The sequence below is a fragment of the Zoogloea sp. GDB6 genome (assembly GCF_056724105.1).
Window position 1 is genome coordinate 4,224,924 of the sequence record NZ_CM161497.1, and the last position, 23,583, is coordinate 4,248,506.

Here is a 23,583-nt window from a genome sequence, read left to right on the forward strand (position 1 = left end):
CCGCGATGACATCCCGCAACCTGCGGCGCCTGGCGCCGCTGCTGGCTGGCCTGCTGCTGGCCGTCGCCCGGCCCGCCGCCGCCAGCCCCACGCCGCCGGTGCTGCACGTGGCGGTGGTCGGCGGCCCGGTGATGGCTGGCGTGTGGCCCGAACTGGCCCGCCGGGCCAGCAAGGCCACCGGCATTCCCATCGAACTGGTCGCCGCGGCGCCCAAGGAGACCGTCGTGCCGGTCTTCCAGCGCGGCGAGGCCGACCTGCTGGTGATCCACGGCAGCGACGAGACCTTCCAGCTCCTCGCCGCGGGCTACGCCGCGCCGCTACGCGCCTGGGCCCTCAACGAGCACGTGCTGGTCGGCCCCGCCGCCGACCCGGCCGGCATCGCCGACGCGCCCGACGCTGCCGAGGCGCTGCGCCGCATCGTCGCCCACGACGCGCCACTGCTGGCCTTCCGCGATCCCGGCAGCTTCACCATCGTGCAGCACCTGTGGCGCCAGGCCGGCCTGCGCCCCGGCCCGCGCCAGCAGCTCTACGACGACGCCGAGCGCCCGCAGGAAGTCCTGCTGTCGGCCGCCCGCCAGGGCGCCTACGCAGTGGTCGGACACATGCCGGTGGCCTTCGGCAAGATGCCCGACGCCGGCCTCAAGGTACTCGTGAAGGGCGACCCGGCGATGCGCCGGGTCTTCGTGGTGGTCGAGCCCGGCCCGCGCCATCCGGCCGACGGCACGCGCCGCCGCCTGGCCCGCCGCATCGCCGACTACCTCACCGGGCCCCAGGGCCAGGCCGACCTCGTCGCCGCCGACAAGGCCGCCGGCGGCCCGTGGATCTTCCCCCTGTCGGCCACCGGCCGGCGCCTGCCTCCAGCCGAGTAAGCCATGCGCCTCCTCCTCAACATCCTCCGCCCGATGGGCCTGCTGGCCCTGCTATTCCTCGCCGCTCCGCCCGCACCGGCGCGGGAGATCGTGGACATGGCCGGACGCCGCGTGCAGGTCCCCGACCACATCGAGCGGGTCTACGGCTCCGCCCCACCGCTCAGCGTGCTGCTGGCGATGGTCGCGCCGGAGACGATGGTCGGCGTCAACCTGGTCTTCGAGCCGGAAGCCCGGCGCTACCTGCCCGCCGGCCTCGCCGACCTGCCGGTGCTCGGCGGCGTCTACGGCATGGGCCGCACCGCCAACCCGGAGGAAGTGCTGGGCACCCGCGCGCAGATCGCGCTGGCCTGGCAGAGCCCCTTCGTGGACCGGGCGATGGTGGAGAACTTCTTCGGCCGCATCGGCATGCCAGTGGTCTTCATCCGCCTCGACACCCTCGCCGACTGGCCGGCGGCGCTCCGCTTCACCGCCCGCCTGCTGGGCCACGACGGCAAGGCCAGCGAAGCCCAGGCCGCCTACACCGAGAAAGCCCTGGCCCGCCTGAAGGCCGGCATCGCCTCCATTCCCGAAAAGGAACGGGTCCGCGTCTACTACGCCGAAGGCCCGGCCGGCCTCACCACGGACTGCCACCGCTCCTTCCACACCGAGGCCATCGAACTGGCCGGCGGCTACAACATCCATCGCTGCGAACCCCGTTCCCACATGGGCATGGAGGCGATCAGCCTGGAGCAGGTCATCGCCGCCGATCCCCAGGTGATCCTCGCCCAGGACCCGAAGTTCGCCGCCGCCGTGCGCAGCGACCCGCGCTGGCAGGCCATCCGTGCGGTGAAGGACGGCCGCGTCTACGTGGTGCCGCGCTGGCCCTTCAACTGGCTCGACCGACCGCCGTCCGCAATGCGCGCCCTCGGCGCCCAGTGGCTGGCCAGCCTGTTCTACCCCAGCCGCCTGCCGCTGGACCTGCGCCGGGAAACCCGCGAGTTCTACCGCCTGTTCCTGCACACGCAGGTCAGCGACGGCGACCTCGCCGAACTCCTGCCCCGTCCCTGACCCTTTTTCCGGAGATTGCCCGCATGTGCCAGACCTCTTCCTCGACCGCTCCATCCTCCTCCAGCACCTCCGCCACGGAGCTGCCGCTGCTGTCCGCCGACGCCCCCGCCTGTGGCTGCGGCGGGCACGGGCACGCCCACGCCGCACCACAGACGGAACAGACCGTGCATTCCCTGCAGGAAGCGATGCAGGTCGGCGAGACCGTCCGCTGGGTCGCCAGCGGCCACGATGCGGATTACCCGCCCGTCCCCTTTCCGTCCCTGCGGGTCATCCGCAGCGCCGGGGAAGCCCGCCTGCGCGCGGTGGTGTGGCGCCACCACACGCTGTTGAGGGCCTCGCCGGTCGGCCACCTGTTCCCAGCCGACGATGAGAAATTCGCCCGCGGCACCGACAAGACCGCCGACTTCATCGTCGAAGCCTGTGGCGGCCCAGCCAACTTCACGCCGCAGTTCGGCCATACCTGCATGCGCACCCGCCACTTCCCCTTCACCATCGACGAAACAGCCCGCGAAACCTGGCTGGATCTCCTGTGGCAGGCCCTGGACGAGGAAGGCTTCCCCAACGACGTGCGCGAGGAATACTGGAACTGGCTGGAAGCCATGTCGATCCGCATGATCAACCGCCGTACCACCAAGGCGGCGCCGGCCCGCCGCCCCTACGCCGCAATGGCCGCCCAGCACGGCCTCCCCGCTCCCACATGATGTGAGACTCCAAGCTCGCGTAAAGCGCGCCTTGGCCGTGCCCCGACAACGGAGCACGGCCTTTTTTTGGTGCATGGAAGCGGAAACCCGCCCCCCCTGGCCGCGCTCCGGCCCGCTCCGCACGCCGCCCTGACCACCCTGCCGCAGCCCCCGCCCACCGGCACGCTATTTGCACAAGTACATAACGAAACGGCGTGATGCGCCAAATCCGGCGCAAGGCCACGGTTTCTGAAGCACAACCGACAAAGACTGTAATAACAACGACACTGACGGCCGACACGGCCGGCAATGCCACCGACAAACGAGGCCCGACCATGTCTCACGTAACGCTATATACACATCAATATTTTGATATCCGACCCGGCCATACCCGCCGCACGGAAACATCGATCCGCTGGAACGAGGGCCTGCCCCCCGAATGGCAGGAGCAGGTCATCGCGCCCCTGTATTTCGACCACTACATGGATTACGTGGTCACCGCCGCGCGCATCCTCGGCCGCGACGAGGACGACAACGCCTGCTACTGCGCCCACAGCTACGTGCTCGAGGAAAGCCGCGGGCCGGAGATCCCCACCGCCTTCCGCACCCTGGCCTACGCCGAGTCCCTGCGCGCGTGGCGCCTGCGCGACGGCCGCTGGCTGATCCACCGGGTGGTCGTCCGCGACGGCGAGCTGGACAAGGCCCACGGCTTCTTCTCCCTCGCCGAATCGATGCCGCGCTGAGGCAGACGGGATGAACGCCACGGTGTGCACTCCGGCAGCAGCCCCCCGGCTCGGTGCGGCGGGCGTCGTCCTCGCCGCCCACGGCCTGGCCGCGGCGGGCCTGCTGGCCCTGAGCCCCCCGGCGCCGCAGGCGGCCCCACCGAAGATCCTGCAGGTCGCCTGGATCACCGAACCAGCTGCTCCCACACAGCCGCCCCCCGCGCCCCCGGCGCCAACCGCCGCTCCACGGACGCCCCGCCCCCAAGCCCACGCCGATGCCACTCCGGCGCCTCGGCCGGTAGCGCGCCCGCAGGCGACACCACTGCAGTCCAGCCGCTCGGCAGCCTCGGCCCCGTCACCCGCCACCTCACCCGCCCTGGCGCCCAGCGCCACCCCACCCGCCGACAGCACTCCTGACAGCCGCGCCCACGAATCCCCCACGCCCCGCGAGGCCGCCGCGCCAGCGCCGCGCAGCACCGCCCCCGTGGCGGACAGCCCGCCGCGCTTCGACGCCGACTACCTGAGCAATCCGGCCCCCGACTATCCCGCCGCCAGCCGTCAGTTGCGCGAACAGGGCAGCGTGCAGCTGCGGGTCTTCGTCACCACCGACGGCCACGCCGGCGACATTCGGGTGCATCAGGGCTCCGGCTTCGAGCGCCTCGACCAGGCCGCCATCGACGCGGTGCGCCGCTGGCGCTTCGTTCCCGCCCGCCAGGGCGACGGCCCGGTGGCCGCGTGGGTCATCGTCCCCATCAACTTCACCCTGCGGAGATCCTGACCATGGCCGACAGCAGCGGCATCCTCCATTCCCTGTCCCACGCCGACGCCCTCGGGCGCCTGGTACTCGCCGTCCTCCTCACGATGTCCCTCGCCTGCTGGTACCAGATCGCCCTGAAGAGCTGGCAGGTCTTCCAGCTGCGGCGCCAGGGGCGGCGGTCCGCCGCCGGCCTCACCGCCTGCGCGTCGCCGGCCACCTTCGAACGCCTGCTGACCGCCCGGCCGCCAAACTGTCCGTGGGTGCGCCTGTCCCACCTGGCCATGGACGCCTGCCGCCAGTGGAACGGCCGCCGCGACGGCCAGGCGGCGATCCAGCTGTCGGCCCCCGACGTGTTCCTGCTGCAGGCCTTCAACCGCGGTCTCGCCGAGGCGGGCGCCCGCCTCGATGCGGGCCTCGCAGTGATCGGCTCGGTCGCCGCCACTGCACCCTTCGTCGGCCTGTTCGGCACCGTATGGGGCATCTACCACGCCCTCATCGGCATCGGCGCGGAGGGCGCCGGCAGCCTGGACAAGGTCGCCGGCCCGGTTGGCGAAGCACTGGTGATGACCGCCTGTGGCCTCGCCGTGGCCATCCCGGCTCTGCTGGCCTACAACGCGCTGGGGCGCGCCAACCGACGCCTGCTCGACGAGCTGGAAGGCTTCGCCCACGAACTGCTGGGCTTTCTGGTCAGCGGCCTGGCACCGACCGTCGCCGACCCGCGGCCGGCGGACAGCACTGCGCCCGCCCACGCAGCCCCCGTCGCGAGGGCCGCGTGATGGGCTTCTCCCTCACCCCCGGCGGCGAGCGCCGCCCGATCGCCGAGATCAACATGATCCCGCTGATCGACGTGATGCTGGTGCTGCTGGTGATCTTCATCGTCGCCGCACCGCTGCTGACCCACTCGGTGCAGGTCGAGCTGCCGCGCGCCGCAAGCACCCCGACGCGGCCCCGCCCCGACGCGATCCACCTGGGGCTGACGGCCGACGGGCAGCTGTTGTGGAACGGCCAGCCGATCTCCAGCGCCGAACTGGAAACCCGCCTGGGCGCCGCCGGACGGCTCGACCCGGTTCCCGAGCTGCACCTGCAGGCCGACGCCGCCACCCCCTACGGCACCGTGGCGCGCAGCATGGCGACAGCCTCCCGTCAGGGGGTGAGCCGCATCGGCTTCGTCAGCGACCCGCGCCCGGAGCCGCGATGAGTCTCGCCCGCCATCCCCTGCTGCCGCTCCTCGGCCTGCCAGCCCTGCTCGGCGCCGCGATGCTGGCCGCACTGAGCATTGGCCGCTACCCGCTGCCGGTGGACGACATCCTGCGCCTGCTCGGCGCGGCGCTGGGCTGGCGGCCGCTGCCGCCGGAAGAGTTCGAGGTGCTCTACAACCTGGTCGTGCGCATCCGCCTGCCGCGGGTCCTCGCCGCGGTGCTGGTCGGCGCCGCGCTGGCCAGCTCCGGCGCGGCCTTCCAGGCGGTCTTCCGCAACCCGCTGGTGTCCCCCGGCCTGCTCGGCGTGCTGGCCGGCGCGGCCTTCGGGGCGGCGCTGGGCATCCTGCTGTCGCTGGACTGGCTGCAGGTCCAGGCGCTGGCCTTCGCGATGGGGGTCGCCGCGGTGGCCATCGGCGTCGGCATCGCCACGCTGTTCGGCGACGGCGCGATCGTCATGCTGGTGCTCGGCGGCATCGTCAGCGCGGCGCTGTTCTCGTCCCTGCTGTCGATGGTGAAATACGTCGCCGACCCCTACAACCAGCTGCCGGCCATCGTCTACTGGCTGATGGGCAGCCTCGCGGTCGCCGATCTGACCCAGGTCGGCAGCCTGGCCCTGCCGATCGGCGGCGGCGTGCTGCTGCTGTCGGCCCTCGGCCGTGCCCTCGACGCGCTGTCGATGGGCGACGACGAAGCGCGCACCCTCGGCGTACCGGTGCGCGCGGTCCGCTACACGGTGATCGCCGCCGCCACGCTGGTCTCGGCACTCACCGTGTCGCTGGCCGGCATGATCGGCTGGGTCGGCCTGATCGTGCCGCACATCGCGCGCCTCCTGGTCGGCCCCGGCAACAGCCGCCTGCTGCCCGCCAGCGCCGGCCTCGGTGCGCTGTTCCTGCTCGGCGCCGACAGCCTGTCGCGAACCTGGAGCAGCACCGAGATCCCGATCGGCATCGTCACCGAGCTGATCGGCATCCCGGTCTTCCTGCTGGTCCTCGGCCGGGCCCGAAAGGCGTGGGCATGAGCGCCACGCTGCTCGCCCGCGACCTGCGCTACGCCTGGCGCGGCCGAACCGTGCTGAACGGCGTGGACCTGCACGTCGGCAGCGGCGAAGTGGTGTCCCTGCTGGGCGCCAACGGCGCCGGCAAGAGCACCCTGCTGCGCCTGCTCCTCGGCCTGCTGCGCCCCGCCGCCGGCGCGATCCACCTCGACGGCGCGCCCATCGTGTCGATCCCGCGGCGCCTGCTGGCCCGCCGGCTGGCCTATGTGCCGCAGGTGCACGTCAGCCCGTTTCCGTATCTGGTGCGGGATGTCGTGCTACTCGGCCGCCTGCCCCACGCCGGCCTCGGCGGCCTCAGCGGCCGCATCGGGCCATCCGACCGGCAGGCGGCCGACGCCGCCCTCACCCGGCTGGGCATCGAACACCTGGCCGAGCGCCCGTACACCGAGATCTCCGGCGGCGAACGCCAGCTCGCGCTGATCGCCCGCGCCCTCGCCCAGGGCGCCCACCTGCTGGTGATGGACGAACCGACCGGCGGCCTCGACTACGGCAACCAGCTGCGCCTCCTCGACCTGCTGCGCACGCTGGCCGCCGACGGCTTCGGCATCCTCAAGACCACCCACCACCCGGACCACGTACTGCACGGCTCCCACCGCGTGGCGATCCTGCGGGACGGCCGCATCGTCGCCGACGGCCCCCCCGCGGAGATCCTCACCCGGCCCCTGATGCGCAGCCTCTACGACGTGGACGTGGAGCCCCACCGCCTTGCCGACGGGCGGCTGGTCTTCATGCCGGCGACGGCCCAAACCCCGCCCAGCCCCCGTTACCCCCAATCCCATCCTTCGGAGTCCCCCGCATGAAAGCCTCGACCATTCGATGTTGCCTGCTCGCCCCCGGCCTGGGGCTGCTGGCGCTCCCGGCCCTCGGCGCCGATCCCGTCCTCGCCCCGGTGGATGTCGGGGCCGACGCAGCGCCCCTCGTCGGCCCCGATAGCGGACGCGGCCACAGCCAGTCCTCCGTGTCGGCAGAAGGCGTCGCCATCCTCGGCGGCCCGGCCCAGACCAGCCCCTACCGGGCCCTCGACCTGATGCCCTCGGTCAATCTGTCGGGCCAGGACGCCTACGGCCTGACCGTGGACCAGAACTTCCTGCGTATCCGCGGCATTTCCGCCTACACCTTCAGCAACCTGGCCCTGACCGTGGACGGCGTGCCCTCGTCGGTCAATGTCGGCAACGGCGGCATGGGCAACCTGTTCGACCTGGAGAACGTGGCCGGCGTCAGCCTGATCCGCGGCCCGCTGCCGGCCGACAAGGGCCTTGGCTTCGGCGACCTGGCCGGCGCCATGGACCTGAGCCTGAAAGCCCCGCAGGAACGGACCGGCGTCAGCGTCCACGCGGCAGCCGGCAGCGAGCAGTTCCACAAGCTGTTCGCCCGTGTGGACAGCGGCAGCTTCGGCGCCGGCACGCGCTTCTTCCTGTCCGCCTCCGACGCAGCCACCGACAAATGGCGCGGCCCCGGCGACCAGGACCGCAAGAACGCCACGCTGGGTTTCGCCCAGGCCCTGGGGCGGGATGCCAGCGTCGAGCTCTACGCCGTCCATAACAGCTTCAACCGCGACGACTACCGGCCGCTCAGCTACGCCCAGAGCCGTGACCTCGGCAACTGGAACGGTTTCGACTACACCCCGCGGCTGACCGGCGTCGCCGCCCAGGATGCCCTCTACTACCGCTTCAACCACCAGGAGTTCACCGAGGACAACATCTTCGCCAAATTCAACTGGCGGCTCGGCGCCGACACCGTACTGAAGCTCAGCCCCTACTGGCTGAAGACCAATGGCTTCCGCCTGACCGCCAGCGGCAGCAACGTGATGCGCATGGACATCGAGCAGGAGCAGAGCGGGCTGGTCGCCGAGGTGGCCACCCGCCTCGCCGCCCTCGACCTCACCGCCGGCTGGTGGCCCCAGCGCATCGCCACCATCCCGCCGCCGCTCGCCCAGAAGGTGTATGCCATCAATGGCAGCGGCCAGCTGGTCTTCAGCCGCTAGGGCATCCTCGCCGACATGGGCAAGCGCGATTACGACAGCCCCTACCTCAAGCTGGCCGGCGGCAGCGGGCCGCTGAAGTTCGCCGCAGGGGTCCGCTACCTGCATTTCAGCGTGCCCGGCATCACCACCTACAGCGCCGGCAGCATCGGCGATCTCGGCCGCGACGCCGCGCTGGCCCTCAACCCGGCTGTCAATGCAGGCCTCAGCACGACGAAAAGCGACTACTCGGCGGTGCTGCCCAGCGCCTCCCTGCAGTGGGCCTTCAGTCCGGCCCTGGAAGGCCGCCTGGCCTACGGGCGTGGCGTCGGCAATCCCTGGCTGGGCCCGCTGTACTCCACCTACGCGAGCAACGCCGCCCGCTTCCAGTCCGCCGGCGTGAGCCTGCAGAGCCTGTGGAGCAATCTGCGCCTGGAGACCGCCGACACCGTGGATGCCGGCCTGTCCTGGCGCCACGGCGCCGTGACCCTGGCGCCGACCCTCTACGTCAGCCGCGCCAAGGACAAGCAGGTTACCGCCTACGATCCGGCCGTCGGCCTGTCCTACCTGCAACCTGGCGTGCGCTCCCATGCCTACGGTGCGGAACTCGAAGCGACCTGGGCGGCGAGCAGCGCCCTGGACCTGATCGGCAGCCTGTCCTGGAACGTCAATCGCCTCGACGACGACATCCGCAGCGGTGCCGGCACCCAGCTGGCGAGCAGCGGCAAGCAGGTGCCCGACGCACCCCGCCTGCTCGCCAAGCTGGCGGCGGACTACCACAGCGGCCCGTGGCGCCTGAGCCCACAGCTGCGCCACGTGGGCAAGCGTTACGGCGACGCCCTCGACACCGAGGCGGTGCACAGCTACACGCTGGCCGACCTGCACGCCGCCTATACGCTGGCGGCAGCCGGCGGACGCCCCGCCCTGGAGATCGGCCTGTCGGCGCTGAACCTGTTCGACCGCCAGTACATCGCCTCGATCAACGCCGGCCAGGACGACGCCCGCCCCGGTGCGACCACCTACTACCCGGGTGCCCCGCGCACGCTGGTGCTGTCGCTGAACGGACGCTTCTGAGCATGACCTCCACCACCCGCCGCCGCCTGCTGACGGCCACCGCCACGACCCTGCTGCTGGGGCGCGGCGGCTCCGGCCATGGCGCCCCCCGGGAAGTGACCGACATGGCCGGACGGCGCGTCGCCATACCCGCCCGGCTGGAACGCATCGCCTCGGCGGGCGGCTCGCCGGCCGTCAATGCCTTCCTGTTCCTGTTCGGGCTCGGTCCGCGCATCGTCACCGGCCTGCCGGCCGCCTTCCAGACACCGGCATGGCGCCTGCAGCGCCACTTCGCCCCCGGCATCGCCAGCCTCCCCGCGGTGTCCGGACCACCACCGGCATGGACGCCCAATGTAGAGGCCCTGCTGGCCCTCAGGCCGGACATCGCCTTCGTGGTCAGCGAACCGGCCGCCGCGATCCTGGCGCGGGCCGGCCTGCCGGCCATCGTGCTGAACTGGGACCGCCCGGACGGCGTCGAGCGGACCATCCGCCTCTTGGCGGAGATTTTCGCGGCCGAGCCGCGGGCCCGCGACTACTTCGCCTGGGAAAACGATCTACGCAGCCGCATCGCCCGACGCCTTGGCCAGCCGGCCTGGCGGCCCCGCGTGCTGTACATGCGCTACAGCACCCTCAGCCAGCCGATCATGCTGCCGGCCAACCAGATGATCGAGCGGGCCGGCGGCCTCAGTGTGACGGCCGGCGACAACCCCCTCGGGCTCGACGTCTATCCGTTCTCCATCGAACAGATCCTGGCCTGGCAACCGGAGGTGATCCTCCTGGCCTTCGCCGAGGAAGCCGGCAAGCTCGCCGCCGATCCGCGCCTCGCCACCCTGCCGGCCATGCGCAGCCGCCGCATCCATGGGGTTCCCCACGGCGCCCACATCTGGACCCACTACACACCCGAGCATCCGCTGGGCGTCCTGTGGCTGGCCCGCCTGCTCCATCCGGAACAACTGGCCGACCAGGATCTGCGGCGGGAAGCCGACTACTTTTATCGCCACTTTTTCGGCCGCGCCCTGCCCGAGGACGAGCTCGCCAGGCTGACCGGCTGACCGGGAGCCCCACCATGTCCTTCGCCCTCTTCGCCAACGTCGAAAACACCTCCGACAATCCGGCCCGCGCGCTGGCGGAAACCACCACCACCGTCGAACTGGCCGAAGCCCTCGGCATCGAGGAGGCCTGGGTCACCGAGCACCACTTCAACCGCTTCAGCGTCAGCGCGTCGATCTTTCCGCTGCTCGGCTGGCTGGCCGGACGCACCCGGCACATCCGCCTCGGCTCGGCGGCAGTGCTGCTGCCCTTCCACCATCCGATCCGTGTCGCCGAGGACGCAGCCACTCTCGATGCCCTGTCCGGCGGACGCCTGATGCTCGGCGTCGCCCGCGGCGGCCCCTTTCCCCAGCAGTTCCGGCACTTCGGCGTCGGTGAGGAAGACAGCCGCAACCGGACCCTGGAAGCCTTGTGCGTCGTGGACCGCCTCCTCCACGAGGAAGACGTCAGCCACCTGGGCCGCTGGTACTGGACCGACCGGGTCACCATCCATCCGCGCCCGCTGCAGCGCCCCGTGCCGATCTGGCTCGCCAGCCTCGCCGAGGACAGCATCGACCTGGCCGCCCGCCGCGGCTTCGGCCTGATGGGCGCCTCTGCCGCCCCCGTCGACAGCCTGCTGCCAGCCCTGCGCCGCTACCGGGACTGCAGCACGGCCCCCGGCCGGCCCTTCGTGCTGGCCCGCTACTTCCTGTGCAACGAAAACCACCAGCGCGCCTGCGACGAAGCGGCGACCTTCATCCAGGCCTTTCCGGCCCGCATGGGTGCCCGAGGCCGCCAGCCGCCCCGGGACAGGAAAGCCCCATCGCCACTTGCCAACGCGCTGGTCGGCGATCCGGCAGCGATCCTCGATCAGGTCCGGACCCTGCAGTCCCAGCTGGACACGCCGCACACCCTGCTGCTGAAGCCGGCCACCGACAACCCGGACACTGCCCGCCACGCCTTGACGCTGTTCGCCGAGAAGGTCCGCCCACAGCTCTGAGCCGCCCGGTCTGAATAGATAATTTCTATTCAATGCAGAGAATCAATTAACTGGACGCTCCATCCCGCCTCCGCCGATACTGGCTTCAGCACACTCCGCAAGGCTTGCCGCATGCGTCAGCGACCGCCGGGATCGACTCACGGTCTTCATATCCAGGCCAAATTGTGGAATGCAGGAACCATTGAGACGAAAACACTGACTACATGGGAGCCAGGGCGGTCTTTGCGTGGCTGCAACGACAGGCGGCATGATCGCCTTCCCCGCCGGAGATGCGCGGCCCGCCCAGTGGCAGAAGACAGTTCAGCACGACCATCGGCACGCTCCGGCCACAAGCCGGCCGCGTGCCCATAAGAAGAAAGGAAGCATCATGCCCCCCGACACCTGCCACGACGCCGTCGCGCCGCCGGCCCCCAGCCTCATCCAGCTCATCGGCCGCCAGAGCCTGTTCCTGATCGGCTGGGCCTGTTTCGCGGTGGGCACGGTGGGCCTGTTCCTGCCGCTGATGCCCACCACCATCTTCTGGATCGTCGCCGCGTGGGCGTGGAGCAAGAGCTGTCCGCGCCTGCAGCACAAGCTGTACGCAGTCCCCGCCGTCGGCCCCCACGTGCGCGCGTGGATGGAGAACGGCACGATCAGCCGGCGCGGCAAGCAGTTCGCCCTCGGTGGTCTCAGCTTCGGGCTCGCCATGAGCGCCTTCGCGCTGCAGGATGCACCGGTGCTGCTGGCCGTCGCGGGCCTGCCGCAGATCGTCGCCGGGGTCTACGTCGCCACCCGGCCGGAAGTCTGAGGCAACCACTCCCGCCGCTTGCGTGCGGCGCTCCGAAACACCGCACGCAAGCGCCAAAAAACGCCCCAAAGAACCGCCAAAGCCCGTACAATCCGTGTGCCTTACGCAAGCCAATCAGCGTAAAGGCCAATCTTTCATCCGTTTCGACTGATCGCCCCGCGATCACGAACTCTCGTTGCGTCCGCCCCGATTGGTGCCGCTTTCCATGAGCGGTCAGGCCGTCGCAGGAGCCCGACATCCCATGACTCAAGTCCAGTCCGCCGCCCCCGCGCCGGTTGCGATTACTTTTGCCGATCTCGCCCTCAGCGAGCCCATCCAGCAGGCCATCGCCGAAACCGGCTACACGGCCCCCACCCCGATCCAGGCCCAGGCCATCCCGCAGGTTCTCGCCGGCGGCGACCTGATGGCCGCAGCGCAGACCGGCACGGGCAAGACCGCCGGCTTTACGCTGCCGATCCTGCACATCCTCTCCGAGGAACATGCCCACAACCAGAAGGCTGGCCGGCCCCGTTGCCTGATCCTCACGCCGACCCGCGAACTGGCAGCCCAGGTCGAGGAATCCGTGCAGACCTACGGCAAGCATCTGCCGCTCACGTCGATGGTCATGTTCGGTGGTGTCGCGATCAACCCGCAGATCACCAAGCTCAAGAAGAAGGTGGACATCCTGGTCGCCACGCCGGGCCGCCTGCTCGACCACCAGACCCAGGGCACCATCGACCTGTCCGGCGTGGAGATCCTCGTCCTCGACGAAGCCGACCGCATGCTCGACATGGGCTTCATCCGCGACATCAAGAAGATCCTCGCGCTGCTGCCCAAGAAGCGCCAGAACCTGCTGTTCTCGGCCACCTTCTCCGACGAGATCAAGGCCCTTGCCGACGGCCTGCTGCACAACCCCGGCTTCGTCGAGGTCGCGCGCCGCAACACCGCCTCCGAGCTGGTGCAGCAATCGGTGCACCTGTGCCCGCAGAAGCAGAAGCGCGAACTGCTGGCCTTCCTGATCAACAAGCACCAGTGGTTCCAGGTACTGGTGTTCACGCGTACCAAGCACGGCGCCAACAAGCTGGCCGAATACCTCGCCAAGCACGGCATCCCGTCCGCCGCCATCCACGGCAACAAGAGCCAGTCGGCCCGCACCCGCGCGCTGGCCGACTTCAAGGACGCCAAGCTGCAGGTGCTGGTCGCCACCGACATCGCCGCCCGCGGCCTCGACATCGACCAGCTGCCGCAGGTCGTCAACTTCGACCTGCCCAACGTGTCGGAAGACTACGTGCACCGCATCGGCCGCACCGGCCGGGCCGGCGCCTCCGGCGCAGCCGTGTCCCTGGTGGACCGGGAAGAGCTGCCGCTGCTGAAGGACATCGAGCGTCTGATGAAGCGCCTCATCGACAAGGTCGAGGTGCCCGACTTCGTGCCCTCCGCAGCCCCCGCCGAGAGCGACGAGCGCCCGCCCCGCGAACCCCGCGGCGTCCACAACGGCGGCCGCGACCGCCGCCAGGGGCAGGGCCAAGGTCAATCCCAGGGCCAAGGCCAGAAGCAGGGTCAGGGGCAGAAACAGGGGCAGCGCCAGGGCAAGCCGAAGGGTCAAAGCCAGGAGCAGGCTCAAGGCCAGAGCCAGGGCCAGGGCCAGGGCCAGCAGTCCCGCCCCCAAAGACAGGGCCAAGGACAAGGCCAGGGCCAGGGCCGGCCCGCTCGCCAGGGACAACCGCAGGAGCGCCAGGGTCGCAACCGGAGCGACAAGCCCCAGAGTGGTAGTGGCGAACCGGGCAACCGCGAACAGCGCGCTCCCCGCCAGGCCGACATGGACGACGATTTCGGCAACCGCGTCGACTACAAATCCAAGGCCAAGCCGCAGTATCGTGACCCGGAAGCCAGCTTCAACATCCACCGCCAGGGCAACGGTCAGGGCGGACACGGAAGGGGTGGAAACGGCGGCAATCCGAACCGTGGCACGCCGGCCGCGCTGGAAGAAAGCACCCGCCCGGCCGTCACCCTCACGGGCCGCAAGACCGGTGACATCAAGCCGGCCGCGCTGTTCTCGCCGCGCAGCAACAACGGCAACCGCTGAATCCAGACCGGCCCCGTCGCGTACGGGGTTCACTGAAACAAAAACGGCACCTTCACGGTGCCGTTTTTGTCGTCATCCTTGAAAAAGGAAAGACCGTCAATTTTTCCGGCGGCGTCGCATCAGCATAATGCCGGCCAGCGCCCCACTCGCCAGCACCATGCTGGAGGGCTCCGGCGTCTTGTAGGTGGCACTGATCGCCGCAATCTTGACGTAGTCGTTACCCGCATTCACGGTGGCACCATTCGGCAGAGCTTGCACCAGATTGTTGAGCGCACCGACCAACCAGTAGCGCGCACTGACGTTCAAATCATTCACCGCCAGCGGCACGTATTTGCTCGCATCGCTGCTCTGCTGCGGAGTATTGCCTGCCGCATTGGAATAGTTCGCGGTACCGGTCGTCCCCGCCGACGCCTTCACGACGCTCCAGCCACTGCTCAGTAGACTGGCGTAGCCCTGATTGGCGGAGACGAAGGTCGGTGTGCCGGTTCCCGTGTAGGCCAGCACGGTGATATCCGAATCGGAATACCACCAGCCAACCGTCACACTGTTGAGTGCGACCGACTTACCCGTTCCGAAGTCGAACAGCATCGAGTCATAGCGGACACTGTTGTCCATCGTGTGGCCGGGCACCGACGTATTCGCGATAGTGCCTTCATTGGTATCGCCAGCCCCAGTTGCGCCATCGCGGTTGGTCACGCCAAGACCACCCGAATAGGAGCCGAGATACGCATTCTGTATATATGCGTTGGTAACAGTGTTGGCCCCGCTTCCGCTGTTCTTCGTATCGGACCACGCGGAGATGGTCACGTTCTGGTTGGTGCCCGCCGAGTATGTACGCGTATTTCCGAAACTGTTCGCATTGGCTTCCGTGCCCCCCGTCGTGAAACTCCACGAAGACGCGGCCTGGACCGGAGCCGTAGCGATGAGCGCCAGTCCCAGCGCCAGGGACCCGAACACATATTTTGACATTTCACACCCCACTAAGAATTTACGCCCCGGATTCGTCGAAACACGACGAACGACAGGCACTTGGGGATTCTTAATGCAAAATCCGCACCAATTCTATAATTCAATGAAAAACAACAATTTTTTTATTCAATTACTACAAATTATCGAAATCTGTAAAACATACCGACAACAACTATTTCACACTTCGACTCATAATCCGAGCTCACCCCTCAATTGCTGGGCTTCCTGTGCGCTGTCGAACTCCCCTTCGGCACGTAGCGCCGCCGCCAATTCGACCCGCGCTTCCTCCCGCTTTCCGCTGCGGTGCAGCGCCCACGCCAGGTGGTAGCGGATGTCACGAGACTCCGGCGCCTTCAGCCGGGCGTCGCGCAAGGTCTTCAAGCCGATATCCAGCGCCCCGTTGCGGGCACGCGCCCAACCCAGCGTATCGAGCACGTTGGCATCGCCCGGCGCCAGCTTGGCGGCGCGCTCCGCGGCAGCCACCGCCCCTGCATCGTTGAGGCGCAGCAGGACCTGGGCCAGGTTGTTGGCCGCCATGCCGTTCCGTGGATCGCGGGCGAGCACTTCGTCATAGGTGGAGCGGGCATCGGCCAGCCGGTTCAGGCGCAGATAGCCCTCGGCCAGCGCCGTGCGCGCGGCGGTGTCATCCGCATGCCCCCGCAGCCATGTCTCGAGCAGGGCCACCCCTTGCGCACCGTCTCCGGCACGGAACGCCGCGGCAAAGGCCCGCAGGGCCAGGTTCGACGCGGGCGCCTTGGCCATGGCTGCCTGATATTGTCGTAGCGCATCCACCGGCGCTTTCCTTGCCATGGCGATGTCGCCAGCCAGACGCAGTGCATCGGCCCCGTTGGCAGTGCGGGCCAGCAGCGCACGCTGCAGCGACTCCGCCCGCGACAAATTACCCACGCCCAGTTCGGCCTCCACCTGCAGGATCTGGGCGGGCAGATAGCCGGCCCGGGCCACCAGCGCCCTCTCCGCGCTCGCCGCAGCCTCCATGGCGGCGCCGGCCTCCAATTGCAGCCTGCCGAGCTCGACCAGCCGCTCGGCATTCGCCCCAATCAGCCTGGCCAGCGTCGCAAAGGCCGTTCGCGCCGCATCCTTGTCGCCCATGGCCAACGCGGATCGCCCGAGGGCCTCAGCCACCGCCGGATCATCGGGGCGTCCCTGGCTCATGCGCTTCGCCACGGCCAGCGCCGGCTCAGCCTTGTTCATCTGCCGGTACAAGCCCAACAGCTCAAGCCCAACCTGCGGGTCACCGGGCGCCAAGCCCCAGGCCTTCTCGAGCAAGCCTTGCGCCTCGGCCAGACGGCCGGCCCGCATCTCCACCCGCGCCAGTTCCGTGGTCGCCTGCACATGCTGCGGCGACTTGCGGAGCAGCGCGCTCAGGCGCATGCGCGCGGCATCCAGCTTGCCCTCGGTCATATCCAGGCGAGACAGATTGAGCTGTGCCGGCACAAGCTCCGGTGCCAGCGACAAGGCCTTCGTGTAGGCGACACGGGCTTCTGCCGGCTGGCCACTGGCGGACCGGACAGCCCCGAGCAGATTGTAGGCAAGCCCTTCCGACGGCACGGCCTTGAGCAGGGCCTCAGCAACCTGCAGCGCATTCCGCCTGTCTCCCCGGCGTAGATACAAGGCGCTCAAGGCGGATGCCACGTTCACCTGGCGCGGGTCCTTGTCAAAGGCTCGGCGCAGCGTCGCCAGGCCCAGATCCGGCTGTTGGCTGCCGAGCAGGGCAAACCCCCGTTGCGCGACGATCCCCGGATCGTCACCGGACATCCGCCCGGCCGCCTCCAGGGCCGTCGCGGCCTCCGCGTAGCGGCGCTGCTTCAGCCGCAACGCAGCCAGCGTCGTCAGCACCTGCTGGTCGGCATCGCCGGAACGCAGCATGGGCTCCAGCAGATCTCCGACCCGCGCCAACTCCCCGTTGGCGAGGTAAATGTTGGCGAGCAGTTTGCGGCCGGCGGGGTCCTTGGGCATCCGCAGCACGTATTGCTCGAGCAGCGCCCTCGCCCGTTCCGAGCGGCCGGTGGCATAGGACGCCAGTCCTCCCAGCATCAACAGCGGCGGCTGGCGGGACACGAAATCCTCCGGAAGGGCATCCACCAGCGCTGTGACCTCCTCCAGCTGGGTGTGGGATGCCTTGCTGTCACCGCGGGCGGCCAGGACCAGGCTCTTCAGATAGGCCACGCGCGGCTCCCGCTTGATCAGGCCGGCCGCCTTCTCCAGATCGGGCCAGGCTTCTTCCGGACGCTTCAGGTCGATCAACAGGGACGCCCGTGCCACCAGCGCATCCAGCAGGCGGGGGTCGGCAGCGAGGGCCTTGCCGAAATAGGCCAGCGCCCCCTGGACATCTCCGGCGGACTGCAGCAGCGCGCCGCGCAGGCTCAGCAATGAGGCATCGGCCGGCGCCATGCCGAGCGCCGTGTCGAGCGCCTTGCGGGCCCGCTCGGGATTACGCTCACGCAGGGACAGGTCCACTTCCGCGCGCAGGGGGGCCAGGGATTTCGGGTCGGCCTGGCGGCTGGCATCGACGGCACGGAAGGCCTCCTGCATGTTGCCCTCGTCCGCGTAGGCCGTCGCCCGCATGGCCAGCACTTCGGCCCTCGCTTCAGGTGGCAGGCCATCCGGGCGGATACGCTCCAGCACCTTCTTGCTCTTGCCGAACATCATCAGGGCCGTGCCGTAGGGCTGCGCAATTTCCGAGAGGTTGACGCCCAAGTCCAGCGCACGCTCGAACTCGGCCTCGGCCGCCGCGGCCTGCCCATCCTTCAGCAGGGCCTTGCCCAGCAGCAGATGCGCGGCAAGCATGCCCGGCTCCTGCTGGATTGCATTGCGTGCCTGGACAACGGCACCCGCGTAATCCTTGCGGGCGAAGCGCCCGCTGGCATCCTCGTAGTAGCGGACGGCCTTGTCGTTGGGGGCACGGACCGCGGCCTCCACACCGCCTCCGGCCAAGCCCGCGCAGACCAGGAAAGCCAGGAGGGAGTGACGCAATGCAGGTTTGAGCAGACAACTGGCAGAAGACATGGAAGGCGCATCCAGATTCAATTTTTCTCGGATGCCATTATGTCCGGCTGGTGAAAACCGCCCCGTGACGGAACTCGCACCGCGCCATCAGGTCAGCAGGAAGGAAGTCACGCGGCCCACCAAGTGCGCAGCCCGGCGCCGCTGCCGCTTGAAGGGCGCAGCTCACGGCCCCATATGGGGTGAACCAGTCCGCCCTCCCTCTGCTCTGCCCCATGGAAAAGAAAACCCAGTTCAGCCTCTGGTACTTCATCTTCGCGCTGTTCGCGATCTTCACCCTGCACGACCTGTGGGTGCAGATGCGCACCGTCGAGCCGGTGCCCTACAGCGAATTCCAGCGCATGGTGAAGGCCGGCGAGGTGGCCGAGATCGCCATCGCCGACAACACCATCCAGGGCACCTTCAAGCAGCCCCTGCAGGACGGCCGCCAGAAATTCGTCACCACCCGCGTCGATCCGGCGCTGGCCAAGGACCTCGGCCAGTACGACATCAAGTTCACCGGCGTCGTCGAGAACACCCTGTTCCGCGACATCCTCGGCTGGGTGTTGCCGGCCGTCATCTTCGTCGCCATCTGGATGTTCGCGATGCGCCGCTTCGCGGGCAAGCAGGGCCTCGGCGGCGGCTTCATGAACCTCGGCAAGAGCAAGGCCAAGGTCTATGTGGCGGCCAATACCGGCGTCAGCTTCGAGGACGTGGCCGGCGTGGACGAGGCCAAGGACGAACTGAAGGAAGTCGTCGGCTTCCTGAAGGACCCGCAGCGCTATGGCCGCCTCGGCGGCCGCGTGCCGAAGGGCGTGCTGCTGGTCGGCCCGCCGGGCACCGGCAAGACCCTGCTCGCCAAGGCGGTGGCCGGCGAGGCCGGCGTGCCCTTCTTCTCGATCTCCGGCTCGGAGTTCGTCGAGATGTTCGTCGGCGTCGGCGCCGCCCGCGTGCGCGACCTCTTCGAGCAGGCCCGCGCCAAGGCCCCGGCGATCATCTTCATCGACGAGCTGGACGCCATGGGCCGTGCCCGCGGCGCCTTCGCGATGGGCGGCCATGACGAGAAGGAACAGACCCTCAACCAGCTGCTGGTGGAGCTGGACGGCTTCGACTCCTCCTCCGGCCTGGTACTGCTGGCCGCCACCAACCGCCCCGAAGTGCTCGACCCGGCCCTGCTGCGCGCCGGCCGCTTCGACCGCCAGGTGCTCGTCGACCGTCCTGACAAGAAGGGCCGCATCGCGATCCTGGCGGTGCACATGAAGAAGATCACCCTTGCCCCGGACACCGACGCCGAGAAGGTCGCCGCGCTGACGCCGGGCTTCTCCGGCGCCGACCTGGCCAACCTGTGCAACGAGGCGGCGCTGGTCGCCACCCGCCGCAACGGCCAGTCGGTCACCGTCGAGGACTTCACGGTAGCCGTCGAGCGCATCGTCGCCGGCCTCGAGAAGAAGAACCGCGTCCTCAACGAGCACGAGCGCACCGTCGTCGCCTACCACGAGATGGGCCACGCACTGGTGGCCATGGGTTTGCCCGGCACCGACCCGGTGCACAAGATCAGCATCATCCCGCGCGGCGTCGGCGCCCTCGGCTACACCATCCAGCGCCCCACCGAAGACCGCTTCCTGATGACTCGCGCCGAACTGGAGAACAAGATGGCGGTGCTGCTGGGTGGCCGTGCCGCCGAGCAGATCGTCTTCGGCGAAGTGTCCACCGGCGCCGCCGATGACCTGCAGAAGGTCACCTCCATCGCCCGCTCCATCGTCATGCGCTTCGGTATGGACGTCGAGCTCGGCAACGTGGCCTACGACACCGACAAGGCCAACTTCCTCGGCCAGAACGCGGCCCCGCCGCAGGAGCGCGCCTACTCCGAGGAAACCGCCCGCGAGATCGACTGCGCAGTGCGCCGCATCGTCGCCTCGGCCTTCGAGCGCAGCCTGTCTATCCTCACCGCGCGCCGGACGATCCTCGAGGAAACGGCCCACGATCTGCTGGCCCGCGAGACCCTCGACGAAGCCGACCTCAAGGCCATCCACGCGCGTATCGAATCGGTATAGGCCAAACGGGCACACGCGCGGCAGCCGCCCGCCTGGCGACGGAGCGGGCTACAATGCCTGCACTGCGCGCCAAGGCGCGCCCCGCCTCGCTTCGCCGCCGGGCGACGGGCGAAACCACCCCATCCGTGATCGTTCGACATCCCGTGGAGGAAGCCGCTCATGTCCTGTATCCCCAAGTTCACCCTCGCCGCCCTGGCCCTGACCGCCGGCCTCACCACCCTGCCGGCCGTCGCCCAGGAATCGCCGACGCTCAAGAAGATCAAGGACAGCGGAACGATCTCCCTGGGCCACCGGGAGTCGTCCATCCCCTTCTCCTACTACGACGACAAGCAGCAGGTCGTCGGCTACAGCCAGGAGCTGATGCTCAAGGTCGTCGACGCGGTCAAGGCCAACCTCAAGCTGCCCGCCCTGCAGGTCAAGCTCACCCCCGTCACCTCCCAGAACCGCATCCCCCTCATCCAGAACGGCACCATCGACATCGAGTGCGGCTCCACCACCCATAACGCCGAGCGCGCCCGCCAGGTCGCCTTCTCCGACACCATCTTCATCATCGGCACCCGCCTGCTGACCAAGAAGGAGTCCGGCATCAAGGACTTCCCCAATCTCGCCGGCAAGAACGTCGTCACCACCGCCGGCACCACCTCCGAGCGCCTCATCCGCAAGATGAACGAGGACAAGAAGCTCGGCATGAACATCATCTCCGCCAAGGACCACGGCGAGGCCTTCCTCACCCTCGAGACCGGCCGCGCCGTCGCCTTCATGATGGACGACGCCCTCCTCTACGGCGAAATGGCCAAGGCCAAGCGCCCCGCCGACTGGGTCGTCACCGGCACGCCGCAGAGCTTCGAGGCCTACGGCTGCATGCTCAGGAAGGACGACCCCGGCTTCAAGAAGGTCGTCGACGCCGCCCTCGCCAAGGCCATGACTTCCGGCGAGGCCGAGGCCATCTACAAGAAGTGGTTCACCCAGCCCATCCCGCCCAAGGGCCTGAACCTCAACTTCCCGCTCTCCGACGCGATGCTCAAGCTCTACAAGGCACCCAACGACAAACCCTTCGAGTGAGCGCGTGACTGCAGGCGACGGAAGCCACCCCGCCGGCTTCCGTTCCACGTAGAGGCGAAGGCCATCGCCGCCGCCACCTTCCGCAAGGAGACCCGCATGGGCTACCAATGGAACTGGAGCATCTTCGGCAGTCCGGTCCCGACCGGTGAAACCACCTACCTGGCCTGGCTGCTGTCGGGCCTGCAGACCACGATCGTGCTGTCCCTGTCGGCCTGGCTCGTCGCGCTGGCCCTGGGCAGCCTGGTGGGCGTGCTGCGCACCGCGCCGAGCAAGGCCTTGTCCGGCCTCGCCGCCGCCTACGTGGAGATCTTCCGCAACACCCCGCTGCTGGTGCAGCTGTTCAGCTGGTACTTCGTGCTGCCGGAGATCCTGCCCTTCGGCCTCGGCGACGCCTTCAAGCAGCAGCTGTCGCCGCTCACCCAGCAGTTCCTGGCGGCCATGCTGTGCCTGGCCTTCTTCACCAGCGCCCGCGTCGCCGAACAGGTCCGCGCCGGCATCGGCGCGCTGCCCCGCGGCCAGAAGGCCGCCGGCCTGGCCCTCGGCTTCACGCTGCCGCAAACCTACCGCCACGTGCTGCTGCCGATGGCCTTCCGCCTCATCGTGCCGCCGCTCACCTCGGAATTCCTCAACATCTTCAAGAACTCCGCGGTGTGCTCGACCATCGGCCTCCTCGAGCTGGCCGCCCAGGGCCGCCAACTCGTCGATTACACCGCCCAGCCCTACGAGTCCTTCATCGCCGTGACGCTGCTCTACCTCGCCATCAACGTCGTCGTGATGGGCCTGATGCGCATCGTCGAAGCGCGCACGCGGGTGCCCGGCTACCTGGGAGGCAAGTGACATGTACGAATTCGACTGGTCCTCGATTCCCGGCGCGCTGCCTTTCCTGTGGGAGGGCATGAAGGTCTCCCTCGGCATCACCGCCTGCGCAGTGCTGTTCGGCATCGCCTGGGGCACGCTGCTGGCCATGGCCCGCCTGTCCGCCCTCAAACCCCTGGCCTGGCTGGCCGCCGGCTATGTCAACCTGTTCCGCGCCATCCCGCTGGTGATGGTGCTGTTGTGGTTCTTCCTGATCGTGCCGCAGGTGCTGCGCGGCTTCTTCAATCTCGATCCGAACACCGACGTCCGCCTAGCCTCGGCGCTGGTCGGCTTCGCGCTGTTCGAGGCGGCCTACTACTCGGAAATCATCCGCGCCGGCATCCAGTCGGTACCCAAGGGGCAGATCTCCGCCGCGTCGGCGCTGGGCATGAGCTACGCCCAGGCGATGCGCCTGGTCGTGCTGCCCCAGGCTTTCCGCAACATGGTGCCGCTGCTGCTGACCCAGGCCATCGTGCTGTTCCAGGATACGTCCCTGGTCTATGTGTCGGCGCTGGCCGACTTCTTCGGCGCCGCCTACAAGGTCGGCGACCGGGACGGACGGCTGGTCGAGCTGCTGCTGTTCGCCGGCGCGGTCTATTTCCTGATCTGCTTCGCGGCCTCCCAGGCCGTGCGCCATTACCAGAAAAAGCTCAACGCCCACGTGGCGCACTGATTTCCGGAGCCCGAGATGATTTCCATCCAGAACGTTTCCAAGCACTACGGGGCCTTCCAGGTTCTCACCGACTGCTCCACCGAGGTCAAGAAGGGCGAGGTGATCGTCGTCTGCGGGCCGTCCGGCAGCGGCAAATCCACGCTGATCAAGTGCGTCAACGGCCTGGAGCCCTTCCAGAGCGGCACCATCAGCGTCGACGGCATCTCCGTCGGGGACCCGAAGACCGACCTGCCCCGGCTGCGCAGCCGCGTCGGCATGGTCTTCCAGCACTTCGAGCTGTTCCCGCACATGAGCATCACCGACAACCTGACCATCGCCCAGATCAAGGTGCTCGGCCGTGGCCGGGACGCAGCTACCGACAAGGGCCTCAAGCTCCTCGACCGGGTCGGCCTCAAGGCCCACGCCGACAAGTTTCCCGGCCAGCTCTCCGGCGGCCAGCAGCAGCGCGTGGCGATTGCCCGCGCGCTGGCGATGGACCCGATCTGCATGCTCTTCGACGAACCCACGTCGGCCCTCGACCCGGAGATGATCAACGAGGTCCTCGACGTCATGGTCGAGCTCGCCCACGAGGGCATGACGATGATGTGCGTGACCCACGAGATGGGCTTCGCCAAGAAGGTCGCCAACCGCATCCTCTTCATGGACAAGGGCCAGATCGTCGAGGACGACGACAAGGACAGCTTCTTCGGCAACCCGCGCTCCGAACGCGCGCGCCAGTTCCTCGCCAAGATCCTGACCCACTGAC

Annotated in this window: 22 protein-coding genes; 20 read left to right on the plus strand and 2 right to left on the minus strand. The window is 68.8% G+C overall.

Features of this window, described 5'->3' with window-relative positions:
* Positions 1-5: 5 nt before the first annotated feature.
* From AC1PQG_RS19200 to AC1PQG_RS19270, 15 genes are all read left to right on the plus strand, one after another.
* A complete protein-coding gene (locus tag AC1PQG_RS19200; RefSeq protein WP_481119399.1) occupies positions 6-869 on the plus strand; it encodes an ABC transporter substrate-binding protein in 864 nt (287 codons plus the stop codon).
* A gap of 3 nt (positions 870-872) precedes the next feature.
* Positions 873-1,916, plus strand: coding sequence for an ABC transporter substrate-binding protein (locus AC1PQG_RS19205; protein WP_481119400.1), 1,044 nt, complete (start codon positions 873-875; stop codon positions 1,914-1,916).
* A 23-nt stretch (positions 1,917-1,939) separates the two neighbouring features.
* On the plus strand, positions 1,940-2,617 hold the full coding sequence (locus tag AC1PQG_RS19210) for a globin domain-containing protein (protein ID WP_481119401.1): 678 nt from the start codon (positions 1,940-1,942) through the stop codon (positions 2,615-2,617).
* 314 nt (positions 2,618-2,931) lie between these two features.
* Positions 2,932-3,339, plus strand: a complete 408-nt coding sequence (locus tag AC1PQG_RS19215; protein WP_481119402.1) for a hypothetical protein — start codon at positions 2,932-2,934, stop codon at positions 3,337-3,339.
* 10 nt (positions 3,340-3,349) lie between these two features.
* The gene (locus AC1PQG_RS19220) at positions 3,350-4,096 is read left to right on the plus strand and encodes an energy transducer TonB (RefSeq protein ID WP_481119403.1); all 747 of its coding nucleotides are present in this window, start codon (positions 3,350-3,352) and stop codon (positions 4,094-4,096) included.
* 2 nt (positions 4,097-4,098) lie between these two features.
* The gene (locus AC1PQG_RS19225; RefSeq protein ID WP_481119404.1) at positions 4,099-4,851 is read left to right on the plus strand and encodes a MotA/TolQ/ExbB proton channel family protein; all 753 of its coding nucleotides are present in this window, start codon (positions 4,099-4,101) and stop codon (positions 4,849-4,851) included.
* The gene (locus AC1PQG_RS19230) at positions 4,851-5,273 is read left to right on the plus strand and encodes an ExbD/TolR family protein (RefSeq protein WP_481119405.1); all 423 of its coding nucleotides are present in this window, start codon (positions 4,851-4,853) and stop codon (positions 5,271-5,273) included. Before AC1PQG_RS19225 ends, AC1PQG_RS19230 begins: the two co-directional genes overlap by 1 nt.
* Entirely contained in the window at positions 5,270-6,292 is a 1,023-nt protein-coding gene (locus AC1PQG_RS19235; protein WP_481119406.1) for a FecCD family ABC transporter permease, read from the plus strand. Before AC1PQG_RS19230 ends, AC1PQG_RS19235 begins: the two co-directional genes overlap by 4 nt.
* Entirely contained in the window at positions 6,289-7,128 is an 840-nt protein-coding gene (locus AC1PQG_RS19240; protein ID WP_481119407.1) for an ABC transporter ATP-binding protein, read from the plus strand. Before AC1PQG_RS19235 ends, AC1PQG_RS19240 begins: the two co-directional genes overlap by 4 nt.
* Positions 7,125-8,312, plus strand: a complete 1,188-nt coding sequence (locus AC1PQG_RS19245) for a TonB-dependent receptor plug domain-containing protein (protein WP_481119408.1) — start codon at positions 7,125-7,127, stop codon at positions 8,310-8,312. Before AC1PQG_RS19240 ends, AC1PQG_RS19245 begins: the two co-directional genes overlap by 4 nt.
* A gap of 15 nt (positions 8,313-8,327) precedes the next feature.
* Entirely contained in the window at positions 8,328-9,362 is a 1,035-nt protein-coding gene (locus tag AC1PQG_RS19250) for a TonB-dependent receptor domain-containing protein (RefSeq protein WP_481119409.1), read from the plus strand.
* Positions 9,363-9,364: 2 nt separating this feature from the next.
* On the plus strand, positions 9,365-10,393 hold the full coding sequence (locus tag AC1PQG_RS19255) for an ABC transporter substrate-binding protein (protein WP_481119410.1): 1,029 nt from the start codon (positions 9,365-9,367) through the stop codon (positions 10,391-10,393).
* Positions 10,394-10,407: 14 nt separating this feature from the next.
* Positions 10,408-11,370 (plus strand): LLM class flavin-dependent oxidoreductase, encoded by a 963-nt coding sequence (locus AC1PQG_RS19260; RefSeq protein WP_481119411.1) that lies wholly within the window; start codon positions 10,408-10,410, stop codon positions 11,368-11,370.
* A 367-nt stretch (positions 11,371-11,737) separates the two neighbouring features.
* A complete protein-coding gene (locus tag AC1PQG_RS19265) occupies positions 11,738-12,157 on the plus strand; it encodes a YbaN family protein (RefSeq protein ID WP_481119412.1) in 420 nt (139 codons plus the stop codon).
* 241 nt (positions 12,158-12,398) lie between these two features.
* A complete protein-coding gene (locus AC1PQG_RS19270; protein ID WP_481119413.1) occupies positions 12,399-14,222 on the plus strand; it encodes a DEAD/DEAH box helicase in 1,824 nt (607 codons plus the stop codon).
* 96 nt (positions 14,223-14,318) lie between these two features.
* On the opposite strand, the gene xdp1 is transcribed toward AC1PQG_RS19270, so the two are convergent.
* Together xdp1 and prsT are read right to left on the minus strand one after the other, a co-directional pair.
* The gene (xdp1, locus tag AC1PQG_RS19275) at positions 14,319-15,191 is read right to left on the minus strand and encodes an exosortase-dependent surface protein XDP1 (RefSeq protein WP_481119414.1); all 873 of its coding nucleotides are present in this window, start codon (positions 15,189-15,191) and stop codon (positions 14,319-14,321) included.
* 189 nt (positions 15,192-15,380) lie between these two features.
* Complete coding sequence (prsT, locus tag AC1PQG_RS19280; protein ID WP_481119415.1) at positions 15,381-18,218, minus strand: XrtA/PEP-CTERM system TPR-repeat protein PrsT; 2,838 nt, start codon at positions 18,216-18,218, stop codon at positions 15,381-15,383.
* A gap of 212 nt (positions 18,219-18,430) precedes the next feature.
* Between prsT and ftsH the strand changes: the two genes are divergently transcribed.
* From ftsH to AC1PQG_RS19305, 5 genes are all read left to right on the plus strand, one after another.
* Complete coding sequence (ftsH, locus tag AC1PQG_RS19285; protein WP_481119416.1) at positions 18,431-20,248, plus strand: ATP-dependent zinc metalloprotease FtsH; 1,818 nt, start codon at positions 18,431-18,433, stop codon at positions 20,246-20,248.
* Positions 20,249-20,407: 159 nt separating this feature from the next.
* Positions 20,408-21,310 (plus strand): glutamate/aspartate ABC transporter substrate-binding protein, encoded by a 903-nt coding sequence (locus tag AC1PQG_RS19290; RefSeq protein ID WP_481119417.1) that lies wholly within the window; start codon positions 20,408-20,410, stop codon positions 21,308-21,310.
* Positions 21,311-21,406: 96 nt separating this feature from the next.
* A complete protein-coding gene (locus AC1PQG_RS19295; RefSeq protein WP_481119418.1) occupies positions 21,407-22,147 on the plus strand; it encodes an amino acid ABC transporter permease in 741 nt (246 codons plus the stop codon).
* Position 22,148: 1 nt separating this feature from the next.
* Positions 22,149-22,838: a glutamate/aspartate ABC transporter permease GltK gene (gltK, locus tag AC1PQG_RS19300; protein ID WP_481119419.1), complete on the plus strand. Its 690-nt coding sequence runs from the start codon at positions 22,149-22,151 to the stop codon at positions 22,836-22,838.
* A gap of 15 nt (positions 22,839-22,853) precedes the next feature.
* Positions 22,854-23,582 carry an amino acid ABC transporter ATP-binding protein gene (locus AC1PQG_RS19305; protein ID WP_481119420.1) on the plus strand — a complete coding sequence of 243 codons (729 nt, stop codon included), beginning with the start codon at positions 22,854-22,856 and terminating at the stop codon, positions 23,580-23,582.
* Position 23,583 lies beyond the last annotated feature (1 nt).